This is a genomic window from Leisingera thetidis, from assembly GCF_025857195.1.
GTDB lineage: Bacteria > Pseudomonadota > Alphaproteobacteria > Rhodobacterales > Rhodobacteraceae > Leisingera > Leisingera thetidis.
Window position 1 is genome coordinate 13,578 of record NZ_CP109787.1, and the last position, 13,988, is coordinate 27,565.

Sequence of the window (13,988 nt, forward strand, 5' to 3'; positions counted from 1 at the left end):
CGCCGGGCGGGCTGCGGTTCCGCGTCCGGCGCTGAGCACAGCGCCCAGCCGCCCATGGCGGCGGGCGGTATCCGCTTTCCCTTTCAATTTGCCCCAAAGTCATGTATGGGCGGGCCTATCTGAGACGATGTGCCCAGGCTCCGGCACGCGAAAGAAAGATAGATGGGGCCGGCGGCAATGGGGCCGCCACGCAAACGGGAGACCCGGAGGGCCGGGAGTGCTCCTATACAGGATACGCTAGATGTTTAACGTTTCGAAAAAATCGATGCAGTGGGGCGAAGAGACGCTCACACTGGAAACCGGCAAGGTTGCCCGCCAGGCTGATGGCTCCGTGATTGCCACCCTGGGCGAAACCTCGGTCATGGCCAACGTGACCTTTGCCCGTCAGCAGAAGCCCGGCCAGGACTTCTTCCCGCTGACCGTGCACTACCAGGAAAAATACTATGCTGCGGGCAAGGTGCCCGGCGGCTTCTTCAAGCGCGAAGCGCGCCCGACCGAAAAAGAAACCCTGACCGCGCGCCTGATCGACCGTCCGATCCGCCCGCTGTTCGTCCCCGGCTTCAAGAACGAAGTGCTGGTGATGTGCACCGTGCTGAGCCACGACCTGGTCAATGACCCTGACATGGTTGCAATGATTGCAGCCTCGGCGGCGCTGACCCTGTCGGGCGCGCCGTTCATGGGCCCGATCGCAGGCTGCCGCGTTGGCTTCGAGGGCGGCGAGTACGTTCTGAACCCGACCGTCGACGACATGCAGGACCTGCGCCTGAACCCCGAACAGCGTCTGGACCTGGTTGTTGCCGGCACCAAGGACGCCGTGATGATGGTGGAATCGGAAGCTTACGAGCTGACCGAAGCAGAAATGCTGGGTGCGGTGAAATTCGCTCATGAGCAGATCCAGCCGGTGATCGACCTGATCATCTCGCTGGCCGAAGAAGCTGCGAAAGAACCGTTCGATTTCCAGGCGCCGGACTATTCCGAGCTGTATGAAGCGGTCAAGGCGGCTGGCGAAACCGAGATGCGCGCCGCTTTTGCGATCAGCGACAAGCAGGAGCGCACTGCCGCTGTTGCCGCTGCCCGCGACACCATCAAGGCTGCGCTGACCGAAGAGCAGCTGGAAGACGCCAACCTGGGTTCCGCGCTGAAGAAGCTGGAAGCGGGTATTCTGCGCGGCGACGTCGTCAAGACCGGCAAGCGTATCGACGGCCGCAAGACCGACGAGATCCGCGATATCGTGTCCGAAACCGGCCTGCTGCCGCGGACCCACGGCTCTGCCCTGTTCACCCGCGGTGAAACCCAGGGTCTGGTTGTGACCACGCTGGGCACCGGCGACGATGAGCAGTTCATCGACGCTCTGCACGGCAACTTCAAATCGAACTTCCTGCTGCATTACAACTTCCCGCCCTACTCGGTGGGCGAAGTTGGCCGCGTGGGCCCTCCGGGCCGCCGCGAAATCGGCCACGGCAAGCTGGCTTGGCGCGCGCTGCAGGCGGTTCTGCCCGCGGCAACCGACTTCCCCTACACCATCCGCGTTGTCTCCGAGATCACCGAATCGAACGGTTCGTCCTCGATGGCCTCGGTCTGCGGCGGTTCGCTGTCGATGATGGACGCAGGTGTTCCGCTGAAAGCACCGGTTGCCGGCGTTGCAATGGGTCTGATCCTGGAAGACGACGGCTCCTACGCGATCCTGTCCGACATCCTGGGTGACGAAGACCACCTCGGCGACATGGACTTCAAAGTGGCGGGCACCGAAAACGGCATCACCTCGCTTCAGATGGACATCAAGGTCGCAGGCATCACGCCCGAGATCATGGAGAAAGCCCTGGCTCAGGCCAAGGACGGCCGTATCCACATCCTGGGCGAGATGGCGAAAGCCCTGACCGAAGCGTCTGAGTTCTCGGTCCACGCCCCGCGCATCGAGACCATGCAGATCCCGACCGACAAGATCCGTGAAGTGATCGGCTCCGGCGGCAAGGTGATCCGCGAGATCGTCGAAGTGTCCGGCGCCAAGGTCGACATCAACGACGATGGCGTGATCAAGATCGCCAGCCCGAACGGCGAGGCCATCAAGAAGGCCTATGACATGATCTATTCGATCGTGGCAGAGCCGGAAGAAGGCCAGATCTACACCGGCAAGGTCGTGAAAATCGTCGACTTCGGCGCCTTCGTGAACTTCTTCGGCAAGCGCGACGGCCTGGTGCATGTCTCCCAGATCGAAAACCGCCGCCTGAACCATCCTTCGGACGTTCTGAAGGAAGGTCAGGAAGTGAAGGTCAAGCTGCTGGGCTTTGACGACCGCGGCAAGGTCCGCCTGTCGATGAAGATCGTCGATCAGGAAACCGGCGAAGAAATCGCGCCGGAAAAGAGAGAAAAGGCTGAGCAGGACTGATCCTTCTCTGACCGCACATAAGCCCGGGACGCGTGCCAAACGTGCCCCGGGCTATTCAATTTCTGCGGGGCGCTTATGGAACAGGATTTGAATTCCCGTATTTCCATTGTCACGGTCACCTATAATTCCTCGGTGATTGTTGAGAGCCTGCTGCACTCCATCCCGTCAGGGGTTCCCGTCATCCTGGTCGACAACGCATCCAGGGACGCAGACCGGACCCGGGCGCTGGCCGAGGCGCATGGCGCGCAGTTCATTGCCAATTCCGAAAACCTGGGCTTTGGCCGTGCTTGCAATCAGGGCGCCGCGCTGGCCGCTACAGAGTTCCTGTTCTTCGTGAACCCCGATGCGGCGCTGTTCGAGGACACGCTGGAGCACCTGCTGGCCGCCGCCGATGCCCACCCCGGCGCTTCCGCTTTCAACACCCGTATTGTCAAGGGCGACGGCTCCTTGTTCTTCAAACGCCGCAGCAAGCTGATCCCGAAATCGCTCTGGCTGGACCGCGACGCTGCCAAGCAGGACGGCGAGGTGCCGGTGCTGTCCGGCGGCGCGCTCCTGGTGCGCAAAGCGGCATTCGATCAGGTTGGTGGCTTTGATCCGAAGATCTTTCTGTTCCACGAAGATGACGACCTCAGTCTGCGCCTGAAGGATCAATGCGGCCCGCTGCGCTATGTCTATAGCGCGCAGGTTAGGCATCTGCTGGGCCATGCCACCGAACGCTCCGCCAGGACGGCGGCACTCAAGGCCTGGTACATGGGCCAGTCTCGCGTCTATGGTGCGCGCAAGCATGGCTTGCCGTTTGGTTTCCTGCGCGCCTTGGGGGAGGCTGTGCTGCAGCTGATCTCACCACTGAACCTTCTGTCGGCGCGCAAACGCGCCAAGAACTGGTATTATTTCCGCGCCGTCCTCAGCAGTCCGGGCCAGCAGGCTGCGGACCGCCTGCCGCCATGGCAGACAAGCTGACCCGGCGCGCCTTCCAACCGATAAAGATTACAGGCGTCTTTCATGAAACGGCCCCCGCTTTGGAAAATCACCCGCGAGCTGAAGCGCCCGCTGCAGCAGATCGCGCAGTTGCCCAGCCGCTTAGGCTCGCTGCTGCTCGGGCGCTGGTATTATGACGCGTTCCTCGCCCGCAGGACCCGCGTCACCAAAGGTGCCATACCGCCCGGCCCGCAGCCCGCGGTCTATCTGATCTTTCCCAGCCAGGGCCTGCTGGCCTCGCATGTCCTCGCGCTGCGGTATCTGACTGACAGCGGCTATGCTCCGGTTGTGGTCTCCAACATCCCTCTCAGCGATGGCGACCGGCAGCGGCTGCAGGAAGTCTGCTGGCTCTGTATCGAACGCCCCAATTTCGGGTATGATTTCGGAGGCTACCGGGACGGGCTGCTGGCTGCCCGGGCACGGCTCGATCGCATAGACCGCCTGGTGCTGCTCAATGATTCCTCCTGGTTCCCGCTGCCGGGATCCAAGGACTGGCTGGCCGGGGCGCAAGCCCTGAATGTGGATTTTGCCGCCGCCGCCTGCAACTACGGCCACCCGCGGGTGGAAGCCGAACACTTCCGCGAGATCCGCTGGGGCTATTCCACTGCCAGCCGCAATTTCCAGTACTGCTCCTATGCGCTGATGCTCTCGGGGCGGCTGATGGAGGATCCGGGCTTCCTCAGATTCTGGAAGCGTTTCCCGCTGACCAACAACAAGAAGTTCATCGTCCGCCGCGGCGAGACTGGTCTGACCCAATGGGTTCTGAAGCATGGGTTTTCACACGGCGCAGTGCTGAAGACCGCGGATCTGGACCAGCGTCTGGCCCAGCTGCCGCGGGACGCGGTCCGGCAGATTGCGGCAGAGACTGTCATATTTGAGCGCCCCAGCCTGGCTGCCTTGAAAGCGGAGCTGCTGTCGCAGGGGGCCCCGGCCGAGGATTACACCGCTTTCATCCTCACTGCGGTGGCCGCTCAGGGAGTCAGCTATACGTTGCCCGCGTATCTGCACACGCACTCTGACCTTGCATTTCTCAAGAAGTCGCCATGCTGGCTGACCGAGGATGGTTCGAACATCACCCTGTGCCTTGCCTCCCGGCTGGAGGGCAAGGCAGGTCAGTGCATTGCATCCGAGGCGCTGCAACTGCGGCAAAGCCGGGCGCCGCGCTTTGCATCCGCACCGGGCGGAACGCAGTAAACCCCCGGTATCAGCAAGCCGCCCGAAAGCGGTTTGCTGATACTGCGATTGAAAACGCCGGTTATTCCGGCGCTTTGACTTTGCGCAGATAGGGGAAGATGGTCTCGAACTCTCCGAACTTCGCCTTGGCCTCCTCGTTGGAAACCGCAGGTGGAATAATCACGTCCTCGCCCGGCACCCAGTTCGCGGGGGTGGCAACGCCCTTGGCCGTCATCTGCAGCCCGTCCAGCGCCCGCAGGATTTCGGCAAAGTTGCGGCCGACGGTCATCGGGTAGGTCATGTTCAGCTTCAACTGCTTGTCCGGGCCGATGATGAAGACCGAGCGCACAGTGGCGCTGTCCGCGGGGGTGCGCCCGTCGGGCAGATAGGCTTCGGCAGGCAGCATGTCGAAGGCTTTGGAGACCGCCAGCCCGTCATCGGCGATGATCGGGAAGCCCGGCGCGGCATTGCCGTATGCTTCGATGTCCTTCTTCCACTTCTTGTGGTCCTCAACACCGTCAACGGAAACGCCGATCACCTTGGTGTTGCGCTTGGCCCATTCATCGCTCAGCTGCGCCACAGCGGAAAACTCGGTGGTGCAGACCGGTGTGAAGTCCTTGGGGTGAGAGAACAGAATCGCCCAGCTGTCGCCGATCCAGTCATGGAAGGTGATGGAGCCCTGATCCGTTTCCGCAGTAAAATCCGGGACCGTGTCGTTAATGCGCAAACCCATGGCGGTATCTCCTTGTCAGATGTGTTTTGAGTCGTCTTGACTGAAGCCTAAGTACTCTAGAGCAACGATACAGCCCCCGTAGCGGGAAACCATAAAAAATCGCCACACCGCCGGCAGGCAGGAGCCGACGACCGTTCCGGAACAGCCATTGACAGGGATTGCAGTAATTTGATCAAATTGCACGGCAAAGCCCTTGCCCCCTTGCCGGCGCAGTGACACAGTGGCCGCGAAACCGGCAAGGCGGTGGCAAAATACGTCTGATTTGGGAGATCCCGACATGATCGAGAAACGCGACTTTTACATCAACGGCCGTTGGGTGCAGCCCTCTGCGCCCAACGATTTCGAGGTGATCAACCCTTCAACCGAGGAACCCTGCGCGGTGATCTCGCTGGGCTCTGAGGCTGACACCAACGCCGCTGTTGCCGCGGCCAAGGCGGCGCTGCCGGGCTGGATGGCGACACCGGTGGCAGAGCGAATTGCGCTGGTTGAGAAACTGATCGATGTCTACGAGGCCCGTGCCGAGGATCTGGCTCAGGCGATGTCGCTGGAAATGGGCGCGCCGATCGACATGTCGCGCAGCTCGCAAGTGGGTGCCGGCAGCTGGCACCTGCACAATTTCATCACCGCGGCCAAGGAGTTTCCTTTTGATGCGCCGCTGAATGACCGCAGCCCGAACGACCGCATCATTCACGAGGCGGTAGGCGTCTGCGCCCTGATCACCCCGTGGAACTGGCCGATGAACCAGGTGACGCTCAAGGTCGGAGCGGCGGCTGTTGCCGGCTGCACAATGGTACTGAAGCCCTCCGAGCAGAGCCCGCTGAATGCGATGATCTTTGCCGAACTGATGGATGAGGCCGGTTTCCCGAAGGGTGTGTTCAATCTGGTGAACGGTGACGGTCCCGGTGTCGGCTCGCAGCTGACCACGCATCCGGATGTGGACATGATCTCCTTTACTGGCTCCACCCGCGCAGGTATTGCGATCACCCAGGCTGCGGCACCGACCCTGAAGAAGGTGGATCTGGAACTGGGCGGCAAAGGCGCCAACGTGATCTTTGAGGATGCCGACGAGAAAGCGGTCAAGCGCGGCGTGCTGCATATGATGCAGAACACCGGCCAAAGCTGCAACGCTCCGTCGCGGATGCTGGTGCAGAACAGCATTTATGACCGCGTGGTTGCCGAGGCTGCGGAAGTGGCCGCCAAGGTCGAGGTCGGCCCGGCCAGCCAGGAAGGCCGCCATATCGGCCCGGTGGTGAACGAGCTGCAGTGGAACAAGATCCAGGACTTGATCCAGAAGGGCATCGACGAAGGCGCCAAGCTGGTGGCCGGCGGCACCGGCCGTCCGGACGGGCTGAACAAGGGCTTTTACGTGAAACCAACGGTTTTTGCCGATGTGAACAACCAGATGACCATCGCGCGCGAAGAGATCTTTGGCCCGGTTCTGTCGATTATTCCGTTCGAGTCAGAGGAAGAAGCGGTCGAGATTGCCAATGACACGCCGTACGGCCTCACCAACTACGTGCAGACTCAGGACGGCGCCCGCGCCAACCGCATGGCCCGCGCGCTGCGCTCGGGCATGGTGGAAATGAACGGCAAGTCGCGTTCGGCGGGCTCTCCCTTTGGCGGCATGAAACAGTCCGGCAAGGGCCGCGAGGGCGGCAAATGGGGGATCGAGGATTTCCTGGAAGTAAAGGCTGTCGGCGGCTGGGCGGCTGAGTAAGCCTCCTGTCACGCGCGCTTTCATTGAGAGCCGCCCTCAGGGGCGGTTTTCTTTTTTGCGAAAGGAATCCATAGAGGGGGCTCCCGGGCCTGCAAGCCCCCCGGCTGCGCTGGGCGGCTCGTCGGCTTGGGCGTGGCCCTTGCTGTGCAAGGCACGGAGCCCGGCCTCACGAAGATGGCTGTCCGACTGAGGCGGCGGCCTGTCGCATCTCGAGGATGAGCCGCGTGTGCCGCATCACTGCTGATGCGACCCTTGACCCGTGGCAAACCTGTGCGACCCCGGTCAAAAATAGGCTCTAAGCAGGCAGATTGCGGCGATTCCAGCAGCCATTGTCAGCGGCAGGCTGCGGGTGGCCAAGGCAACGGCCAGGGCGGCAACACCGGCCGCCCATTCCTGCGGGCCGCCCTGCATCAGAAGATAGGTGACCAGCGACAGGATCAGGCAGCCGGGCAGTGCCTGCAGGCCGCGTGCCCATGGACCGTACTCCGGCAGCCTCCGGCCGAGCAGAAAACCAGAGAGCCGTACTGTTAAGGTGGCAGCCGCCAAGCCGAAGATCAGGGTCCATGTCTCAGTCATCGCCCAGCACTCCGGCAATTGCAGCGCCGCCCAATCCTCCCAGGATCAGCGTCCAGGTGGGGTCCAGCGGGGTGAACAGTCCAGTCAGCAATACGATGACGGTAGCGCCCGCCCAAGGCAGCAGCATGGTACTGCCGCTCCACAACGACCGGAGAATGGCGATGAAGGCAGCTGTGAAGGCAAAATCCATGCCCAGGGCCTTCGGCTCCGGCACGGAAGTGGCAAACGCGGCGCCTGCAACCGTCGCCAGCACCCAGACAGCCACCAGCCCCAGCCCGCCGCCCACCAGATACCAGTAGCCTGCACGGCGGCCGCGGGCGCGCACCGCGTGCATCAGCGCCCAGTTCTCATCCGTGGCCAGATGCACCCCCAACAGTACCTGCCACCAAGGCCGCCCGGCAAGCTCTTGGCGCAGCGAGGCGGTGATCAGCAACAGCCGCAGGTTCAGTGCCAGCCCCGCCAGAATGGCCGCTCCTGCGCCTGCGCCTGCCACCAGCCGTTCAACCGCGATGATCTGGGAGGAGCCGGCAAAGACAATTGTGCCCATCACCCCGGTTTGCAGCGTATCCATCTGCGCCTGTGCCGCCAGTAGGCCAAAGGCCAGCCCGTAGACGCCAACGCCGATCGCCAGCGGCAGGATATCCTGCAGCCCTGCGGTCAGCTGGCTGCGGCAGGGCGAACCCTCGGCACTCTCCTGCAAGGTCATGGCAGATCTCCTCTGGCGACGTATTTCAGGTTCATTTATACCGAACGCGAGGCTTCTATATCGAACGGCGCGTTCGTTCGTCAAGTCGAACGAAGAGGTGAAATACAGAACATGTCAGCTCCTCATCAGATGATTGCCGCCGCCATCCGGCGGGAGCGGAGCCGCGCGGGCAAGTCGCTTTCGGCGCTTGCCGCCCAGGCCGGTATCGCCAAATCGACGCTGTCGCAGCTGGAGGCAGGCAGCGGAAATCCCAGTGTAGAGACGCTTTGGGCGCTCGCCGCAGCACTGGGCGTTCCGCTGAGCCTGCTGTTTGATACCGAGGCTCCGGCCACCAAACTGGTCCGGGCGGGGGAAGGCGAGGTGCTGGAGTCGGAACAATCGGAATTCGCCGCGGTGCTGCTGTCACGATGCCCGCCGCATGTGCGCCGGGATGTCTACCGGGTGGTGATGCAGCCGGGGGAGATCCGCCGCGCCCAGCCGCATCCGCGCGGTACGGTGGAGCATATGCTGGTCTGTGCAGGGCAGATGCGGGCGGGGCCGGAGGGACAGGAGGAGATCCTGCAGCCAGGCGACTACTACACTTATCCCGGCGACCATCCGCACAGCTATGAGGCGCTGCAGGCGGACACACTGTTCATGATAGTGATGGAGGCCCCGTGACCTGTGGCGGTTTCAGAACACCGGTTTCACCCGGAACTTCAGCGATTCGCCGCTGTCCGGGTGCTTGATCCGCAGCTCCTCGGAATGCAGCATCAAGCGCGGGTGGTCCAGTGCCGTGCCGCTGGCATAAAGCGGGTCGCCCAGGATCGGGTGGCCCAGCGACAGCATGTGCACCCGCAGCTGATGCGAGCGTCCGGTCTTTGGCGTCAGCCGCACCCGGGTGGCTCCGGCCTCATATTTCATCACCCGCCAATCGGTGGCGGCAGGCTTACCGGTCTCATGGCAGACCATCTGTTTAGGCCGGTTCGGCCAGTCGACGATCAGCGGCAGATCCACGGTGCCGGTCCTTGGCTCCAGCTTGCCAGCGACCCGTGCCACATAGGCCTTTTTTGCCGTGCGTTTCTCAAACTGCATCGACAAGTGCCGCTGCGCATGCGGGGTGAGGGCAAAGACCATCACGCCGGAGGTGTCCCGGTCCAGCCGGTGCACCAGCAGCGCCTCGGGAAACACCGCCTGGATGCGGCTGATCAGGCAATCAGCCAGATGTTCGCCGCGCCCCGGCACCGACAACAGGCCGGCAGGCTTGTTCACCGCCAGCAGCTCGGCGTCGTGGTGCAGGATCTCCAGCGGGTCCTGCGGCGGGGTGTATTCGCTTGAAACGGCCATGGGCGCCTGCCTAGCGCCAGAGGCGGGCAGGGGCAAGCATGGCTGGATCCCGCAGTCTCTGACGCTTTCCTTTGAGCCCGCTCATTTGCTAAATTGACACTGTCCAGGCGATCCGGTAACCGGCGCGCCTCACGTACACATGGGGACAAGGCATGGCACGCAAACGCAAAGGGCGCGATATTTCCGGCTGGCTGGTGGTGGACAAGCCCGCGGGGCTGACCTCGACCGCGGTTGTGAACAAGGTGCGCTGGGCGCTGGATGCCAAAAAGGCCGGGCATGCGGGGACTTTGGACCCCGAGGCGACCGGGGTTCTTGCGGTGGCACTGGGCGAGGCGACCAAGACCGTTCCCTACATCACCGATGCGCTGAAGGCCTATACCTTCACTGTGCGGCTGGGCCAGGCGACCAACACGGACGATGCCGAGGGCGAAGTGATCGCTGAAAGCGAGGCGCGCCCCACCGACGAGCAGATCAAGGAGGCGCTGTCGCCGTTCCTGGGCGAGATCATGCAGGTTCCGCCGAAATTCTCTGCGGTGAAGATCGACGGCCAGCGCGCCTATAAGCTGGCCCGCGACGGCGAGGATGTGCAGATCGAAGCCCGCCCGCTGTGGGTGGAAGAGCTGATCCTTCTGGACCGTCCGGACCAGGACCACGTGGTTCTGGAAATGACCTGCGGCAAGGGCGGCTATGTCCGTTCGATCGCCCGCGACCTTGGCGCGGCGCTGGGCTGCCATGGCCATGTAAGGCAGCTGCGGCGGATCTGGTCCGGCCCGTTTGATGCCGAAGAGGGCATTTCGCTGAAGCAGATCGACGAGCTGGCGAAATCGCCTGAGCTTGACCAGTACCTCCGGCCACTGGAAGAGGGCCTTGCCGATCTGCCCGAGCTGAAATGCACCCCGCAGGGCGCCGTGCGGCTGCGCAATGGCAACCCGGGCATGGTGATGGCCTCGGATGTGGAATACGGCGACGAGGCATGGGCCTCGCTGGAGGGCAAAGCGGTGGCCGTGGGCATCTACAAAGCCGGGGAACTGCACCCGAGCCGGGTCTTTGTGCAGCCGGAGTGATCCGGCGGCTTGCCGGGTGGCTCGAGCTTAGCCGCTATAATTGTGAAAAACGCTGTGCTGGTTGTGCAGGCCCTTCTTGCTGACCGCGTTGCCGTCCAGATCAACCAAGTTTCAACACCCTATTCCGACGTGTGCAGGAAGCCGGTATCCAGGCCTGTTTGACCTTCCAGATGCGGTACTCGTGCCCGTCTACCTGAACGCTTGAGCCGCCGTCACCGGTTTCACTCACGGTGACACGGCCGCGCAGATCATAGCTGGGACCGGCGGGCAGATCGCCTTCTTCTGTTGTATTGCCGCCGCTGAGAACTACCTCCACGTTTTCCGTTGCCGGGTCGAAATCGGTGACCAAGGTGGCGCTCAGCATACTGCCGGGCTTTGCATAGGCCGAAATCCTGTCTGTGACTTCGCCGCCGGGCCCTGCGCGGATGATCGGCTCATCAGCAGTCACGGAGATGCCGCTATCCCATTTACCGTCTGGATCAGTTGGTAGCGGGCATCGCCTACCGGTTCTTCAACCGAAATCTCACTCTCGTCCGCGCCCCGGACTTCAAAGTGGATAAGCGCATTGGCGCCATTGGTCCCAACCCGGTCTTCAACAAGGATCTCGTCCACCGGCAGGTCCTCCACCCCCGGCAGGGCAAGCATCAGCTCGCCGCCATTCGAGAATATGCCGATCCCCTCCTCATCCTCCAGCGGCTGGAGTTGCAGGGTGGCGGCAAAATCCTGCAGCAGGATTTGATCCTCGGAGCGGTTGAAATCGGTCAGCCTGATCGCGGCATCGCCGTCATCCCAGTAGGCCGTGTCTTCCACGGAAAACAGAACTGCGCCCGCACGGCCGGTTCCGGCATTGCCGCGCTCCAGGTTCAGCTGATCGCCGCGGGCACCGCCCTGGAGCAGATCGGCGTCGTTCAGGTTGCCAGTCAGCGTGTCTTTACCGGTGCCGCTTGTCAGAGTGTCATCGGAGTTGCTCTCACCAGTCGGGTCAAAGGGGCTATCCGGCTCGACCGGCGTCTCCGTATCCGGGCTGTTATCGATCGTCACGGCTGCGGAGCCGGCGGCAGCCAGCTAAAGCAGAAGTTCGATGGCAATCCTGTTAACAAATCAGAGCGGAGCCGCGCCCTAGCCGTGGCCGCTGGTGAACTCCATCTAAGAATGCATAACGCTTTAAAGGATACTACGCTTCCATCGCGGCGCCCGTACCTTATACTCATATCCCTGGCCCAATCCTGAGCGAATTGGAAAAGGCCAGTACTGCTGACTTAATCGCCCCTGGATTGTCTTCGGCCTGTGCGCCGGTTCCCCGTCAGGGGTCAGGCGGCGCGGGCACCGTAGTTTGTTCCCAGAACCGACTGATCCTGCTGCGCGGTCAGAATCACGCTGGCCGCGGCGCCTTGCTCCGGCGAGATCGGGTTCCCTGCCGCATCCCGCCACCGGTCTTCATCCGTGGAATAATCATCGTGGAAGGCAATGCTGACTTCCGACTGATCCCCCGGCAAAGTTGCAATGCCGACACCATCCATGGCGATCAGGGTTTGGTCGTGAACCGCGTCATATCCGATTGCCAGCCCGGCAATGGCATCCTCGAAATGGAAATCGGGAAGCGTGCTGTAGCCGACAGTAACCGGAAAATCAATCATCAGCTTGTCTTCGATAGGATCGAAGTCGGTGATTTCCGCTGCCGGGGTCCGGGCATCGTAGACATTGGTAAACGCGTGGAAACCGTCCGCCCCTTCTCCGCCCGTCGCGGTGGTCCCCGGCCCGATCCACAGGTGGTCATCACCCCTGCCGCCGAAGAGAACATCGCCGTCATCGCCGACCATGGTCAAGTCGCCAGGGTAGTGATTGTAGGATCCGCTGTAATGAACCAAACCGCTGCCGCTGAAGAGCGAGTCGTTCCCCTCTCCGCCGGAGAGGGTGTCGGCACCACCTTCGCCAAAGATCACATCACCCCCCGCGGTACCTTCCAGATCGTCATCACCCGCGGTGCCTCCGATCGCGTCCAAGGCAAAGGGTACGCTTATGCCGGGGTTCTCAAATCTCTCCATGCGGTAAAAATCGCCGTTGCCGTCATAGAGCTCCACCTCCAGGATGTCGCCCTCACTCAGCGAAACATCCGGCAGGGTCAGGATCGTCTTGTTGTTGAGAGTGTCGATGAAACGCAGGCCGTTACCGTCTTCGGTCTCGAACAGTTCGATGTGTCGGGATGCATCCACCATCGCCAGCTGGTCGCCCCCCAGCTCAAAATCTTCGATCACTGTCTCCCGGCTGCCTTCATCAACGAGAACAAACAGGTCTTCGCCTGCACCGCCTTCAGCGGAATTATCCGCGCCCAGATGCAGTTCGTCATCGCCGCTGCTGCCTGCCAAATGGTCCTGATCGCCGGCATTTCCCGTGAGGGTGTCGTTTCCGGTGCCGCCGTCCAGTACCTCCTCTCTTCCAGCGGTGCCATATAATTCGAGAGCTTCCGGCTGCGGGGCGGGGTCCACCGGTTCTACCGGCACTTCCGGCTCAAGCGGATCCGCCGGTTCATCCGGATCTTTGGTGACATCGTCCGAGCCATCATAGCCGACCGCTGCAACGGAGCCTGCAAAGGCGAGAAGAATAAGGAGTTCCATGCCTGCCTGTAAAAACAAACTAAACCAAATGCAGCAAGGCTGCGCAGTGATACCATCCAGGGTGGAGGAAGCCTGCTTGGAATACAAGCCGCTACGCGATATCTATACCTGCATGATCATCCGCAGCCACACCAAGGGCGATGCGCCCTCGACCGCCGTTTATTCAGATTGCGAAACCTACCGGTACAGCCTGACCCGGGTGTGGGATCCCGCCGGGCGGCGGGTGATGTTTGTGATGCTGAACCCTTCGACCGCAACCGAAGTGCAGAACGATCCGACCATCGAACGCTGCGAGCGCCGTGCCCGGGCGTTGGGGTTTGGCGGTTTCCGGGCCACCAACATATTTGCCTGCCGGGTGACTGATCCGCGGGAGATGCGGCGGCTGGAGATGCCGGAAGGACCGGACAACATGGCGGCCATTTTGGAAGGGGCTGATTGGTCGGATGCGGTGATTTGCGGCTGGGGCACCCATGGCGCGCACCGCGGGCAGGGCGCGCGGGTTGCGGCTGCATTGCGGGAAACCGGCAAGCCGCTGCACCATCTGGGCCTCAGCAAGGCGGGCCACCCGAAACACCCTTTGTACATTGCTTACAGCCAGCAACCGGAGGTGTGGCAGGCGAAGTAGGAACGGTTTCAGTTCCTGTTAACTGGCGTTCCTGTTTTGTTTTGCAATTGCTGTCACTACGTGTGATTGTTTTGATGTGTATTGGTGTT

General features: G+C 62.2%; 14 protein-coding genes. 7 read left to right on the forward strand and 7 right to left on the reverse strand.

What is annotated here, in order from left to right; translation table 11 throughout:
* Window positions 1-241: 241 nt before the first annotated feature.
* The 3 genes from pnp (at window position 242) to OKQ63_RS00080 (ending at window position 4,558) form a co-directional block, all read left to right on the forward strand.
* Window positions 242-2,386: a polyribonucleotide nucleotidyltransferase gene (pnp, locus tag OKQ63_RS00070; protein ID WP_264211973.1), complete on the forward strand. Its 2,145-nt coding sequence runs from the start codon at window positions 242-244 to the stop codon at window positions 2,384-2,386.
* Between the two features lie 87 nt (window positions 2,387-2,473).
* The gene (locus OKQ63_RS00075; protein WP_264211974.1) at window positions 2,474-3,346 is read left to right on the forward strand and encodes a glycosyltransferase family 2 protein; all 873 of its coding nucleotides are present in this window, start codon (window positions 2,474-2,476) and stop codon (window positions 3,344-3,346) included.
* 42 nt (window positions 3,347-3,388) lie between these two features.
* Window positions 3,389-4,558 (forward strand): rhamnan synthesis F family protein, encoded by a 1,170-nt coding sequence (locus OKQ63_RS00080; protein WP_264211975.1) that lies wholly within the window; start codon window positions 3,389-3,391, stop codon window positions 4,556-4,558.
* A 61-nt stretch (window positions 4,559-4,619) separates the two neighbouring features.
* Here the strand turns inward: OKQ63_RS00080 and OKQ63_RS00085 are convergent, their stop codons facing one another.
* Complete coding sequence (locus OKQ63_RS00085) at window positions 4,620-5,270, reverse strand: peroxiredoxin (protein ID WP_264211976.1); 651 nt, start codon at window positions 5,268-5,270, stop codon at window positions 4,620-4,622.
* A 277-nt stretch (window positions 5,271-5,547) separates the two neighbouring features.
* Between OKQ63_RS00085 and OKQ63_RS00090 the strand changes: the two genes are divergently transcribed.
* Entirely contained in the window at window positions 5,548-6,987 is a 1,440-nt protein-coding gene (locus tag OKQ63_RS00090) for an aldehyde dehydrogenase family protein (RefSeq protein WP_264211977.1), read from the forward strand.
* A gap of 282 nt (window positions 6,988-7,269) precedes the next feature.
* On the opposite strand, the gene OKQ63_RS00095 is transcribed toward OKQ63_RS00090, so the two are convergent.
* On the reverse strand, window positions 7,270-7,563 hold the full coding sequence (locus OKQ63_RS00095) for an AzlD family protein (protein ID WP_264211978.1): 294 nt from the start codon (window positions 7,561-7,563) through the stop codon (window positions 7,270-7,272).
* Window positions 7,556-8,269, reverse strand: a complete 714-nt coding sequence (locus OKQ63_RS00100; protein ID WP_264211979.1) for an AzlC family ABC transporter permease — start codon at window positions 8,267-8,269, stop codon at window positions 7,556-7,558. Before OKQ63_RS00100 ends, OKQ63_RS00095 begins: the two co-directional genes overlap by 8 nt.
* Window positions 8,270-8,380: 111 nt before the next feature.
* Here OKQ63_RS00100 and OKQ63_RS00105 point away from each other — a divergent pair, with 111 nt between their 5' ends.
* On the forward strand, window positions 8,381-8,929 hold the full coding sequence (locus OKQ63_RS00105; RefSeq protein ID WP_264211980.1) for a helix-turn-helix domain-containing protein: 549 nt from the start codon (window positions 8,381-8,383) through the stop codon (window positions 8,927-8,929).
* A gap of 12 nt (window positions 8,930-8,941) precedes the next feature.
* Here the strand turns inward: OKQ63_RS00105 and OKQ63_RS00110 are convergent, their stop codons facing one another.
* Window positions 8,942-9,595, reverse strand: coding sequence for an RluA family pseudouridine synthase (locus OKQ63_RS00110; protein ID WP_264211981.1), 654 nt, complete (start codon window positions 9,593-9,595; stop codon window positions 8,942-8,944).
* 152 nt (window positions 9,596-9,747) lie between these two features.
* Here OKQ63_RS00110 and truB point away from each other — a divergent pair, with 152 nt between their 5' ends.
* Entirely contained in the window at window positions 9,748-10,659 is a 912-nt protein-coding gene (gene truB / locus OKQ63_RS00115; protein WP_264211982.1) for a tRNA pseudouridine(55) synthase TruB, read from the forward strand.
* A gap of 100 nt (window positions 10,660-10,759) precedes the next feature.
* On the opposite strand, the gene OKQ63_RS00120 is transcribed toward truB, so the two are convergent.
* From OKQ63_RS00120 to OKQ63_RS00130, 3 genes are all read right to left on the reverse strand, one after another.
* Window positions 10,760-11,107 carry a hypothetical protein gene (locus tag OKQ63_RS00120; RefSeq protein ID WP_264211983.1) on the reverse strand — a complete coding sequence of 116 codons (348 nt, stop codon included), beginning with the start codon at window positions 11,105-11,107 and terminating at the stop codon, window positions 10,760-10,762.
* Window positions 11,104-11,700 (reverse strand): hypothetical protein, encoded by a 597-nt coding sequence (locus tag OKQ63_RS00125; RefSeq protein WP_264211984.1) that lies wholly within the window; start codon window positions 11,698-11,700, stop codon window positions 11,104-11,106. The genes OKQ63_RS00120 and OKQ63_RS00125 overlap by 4 nt, the downstream gene beginning before the upstream one ends.
* A gap of 269 nt (window positions 11,701-11,969) precedes the next feature.
* Window positions 11,970-13,361, reverse strand: coding sequence for a calcium-binding protein (locus OKQ63_RS00130; protein WP_264211985.1), 1,392 nt, complete (start codon window positions 13,359-13,361; stop codon window positions 11,970-11,972).
* 25 nt (window positions 13,362-13,386) lie between these two features.
* Here OKQ63_RS00130 and OKQ63_RS00135 point away from each other — a divergent pair, with 25 nt between their 5' ends.
* On the forward strand, window positions 13,387-13,899 hold the full coding sequence (locus OKQ63_RS00135; protein ID WP_264213966.1) for a DUF1643 domain-containing protein: 513 nt from the start codon (window positions 13,387-13,389) through the stop codon (window positions 13,897-13,899).
* Window positions 13,900-13,988: the final 89 nt, after the last annotated feature.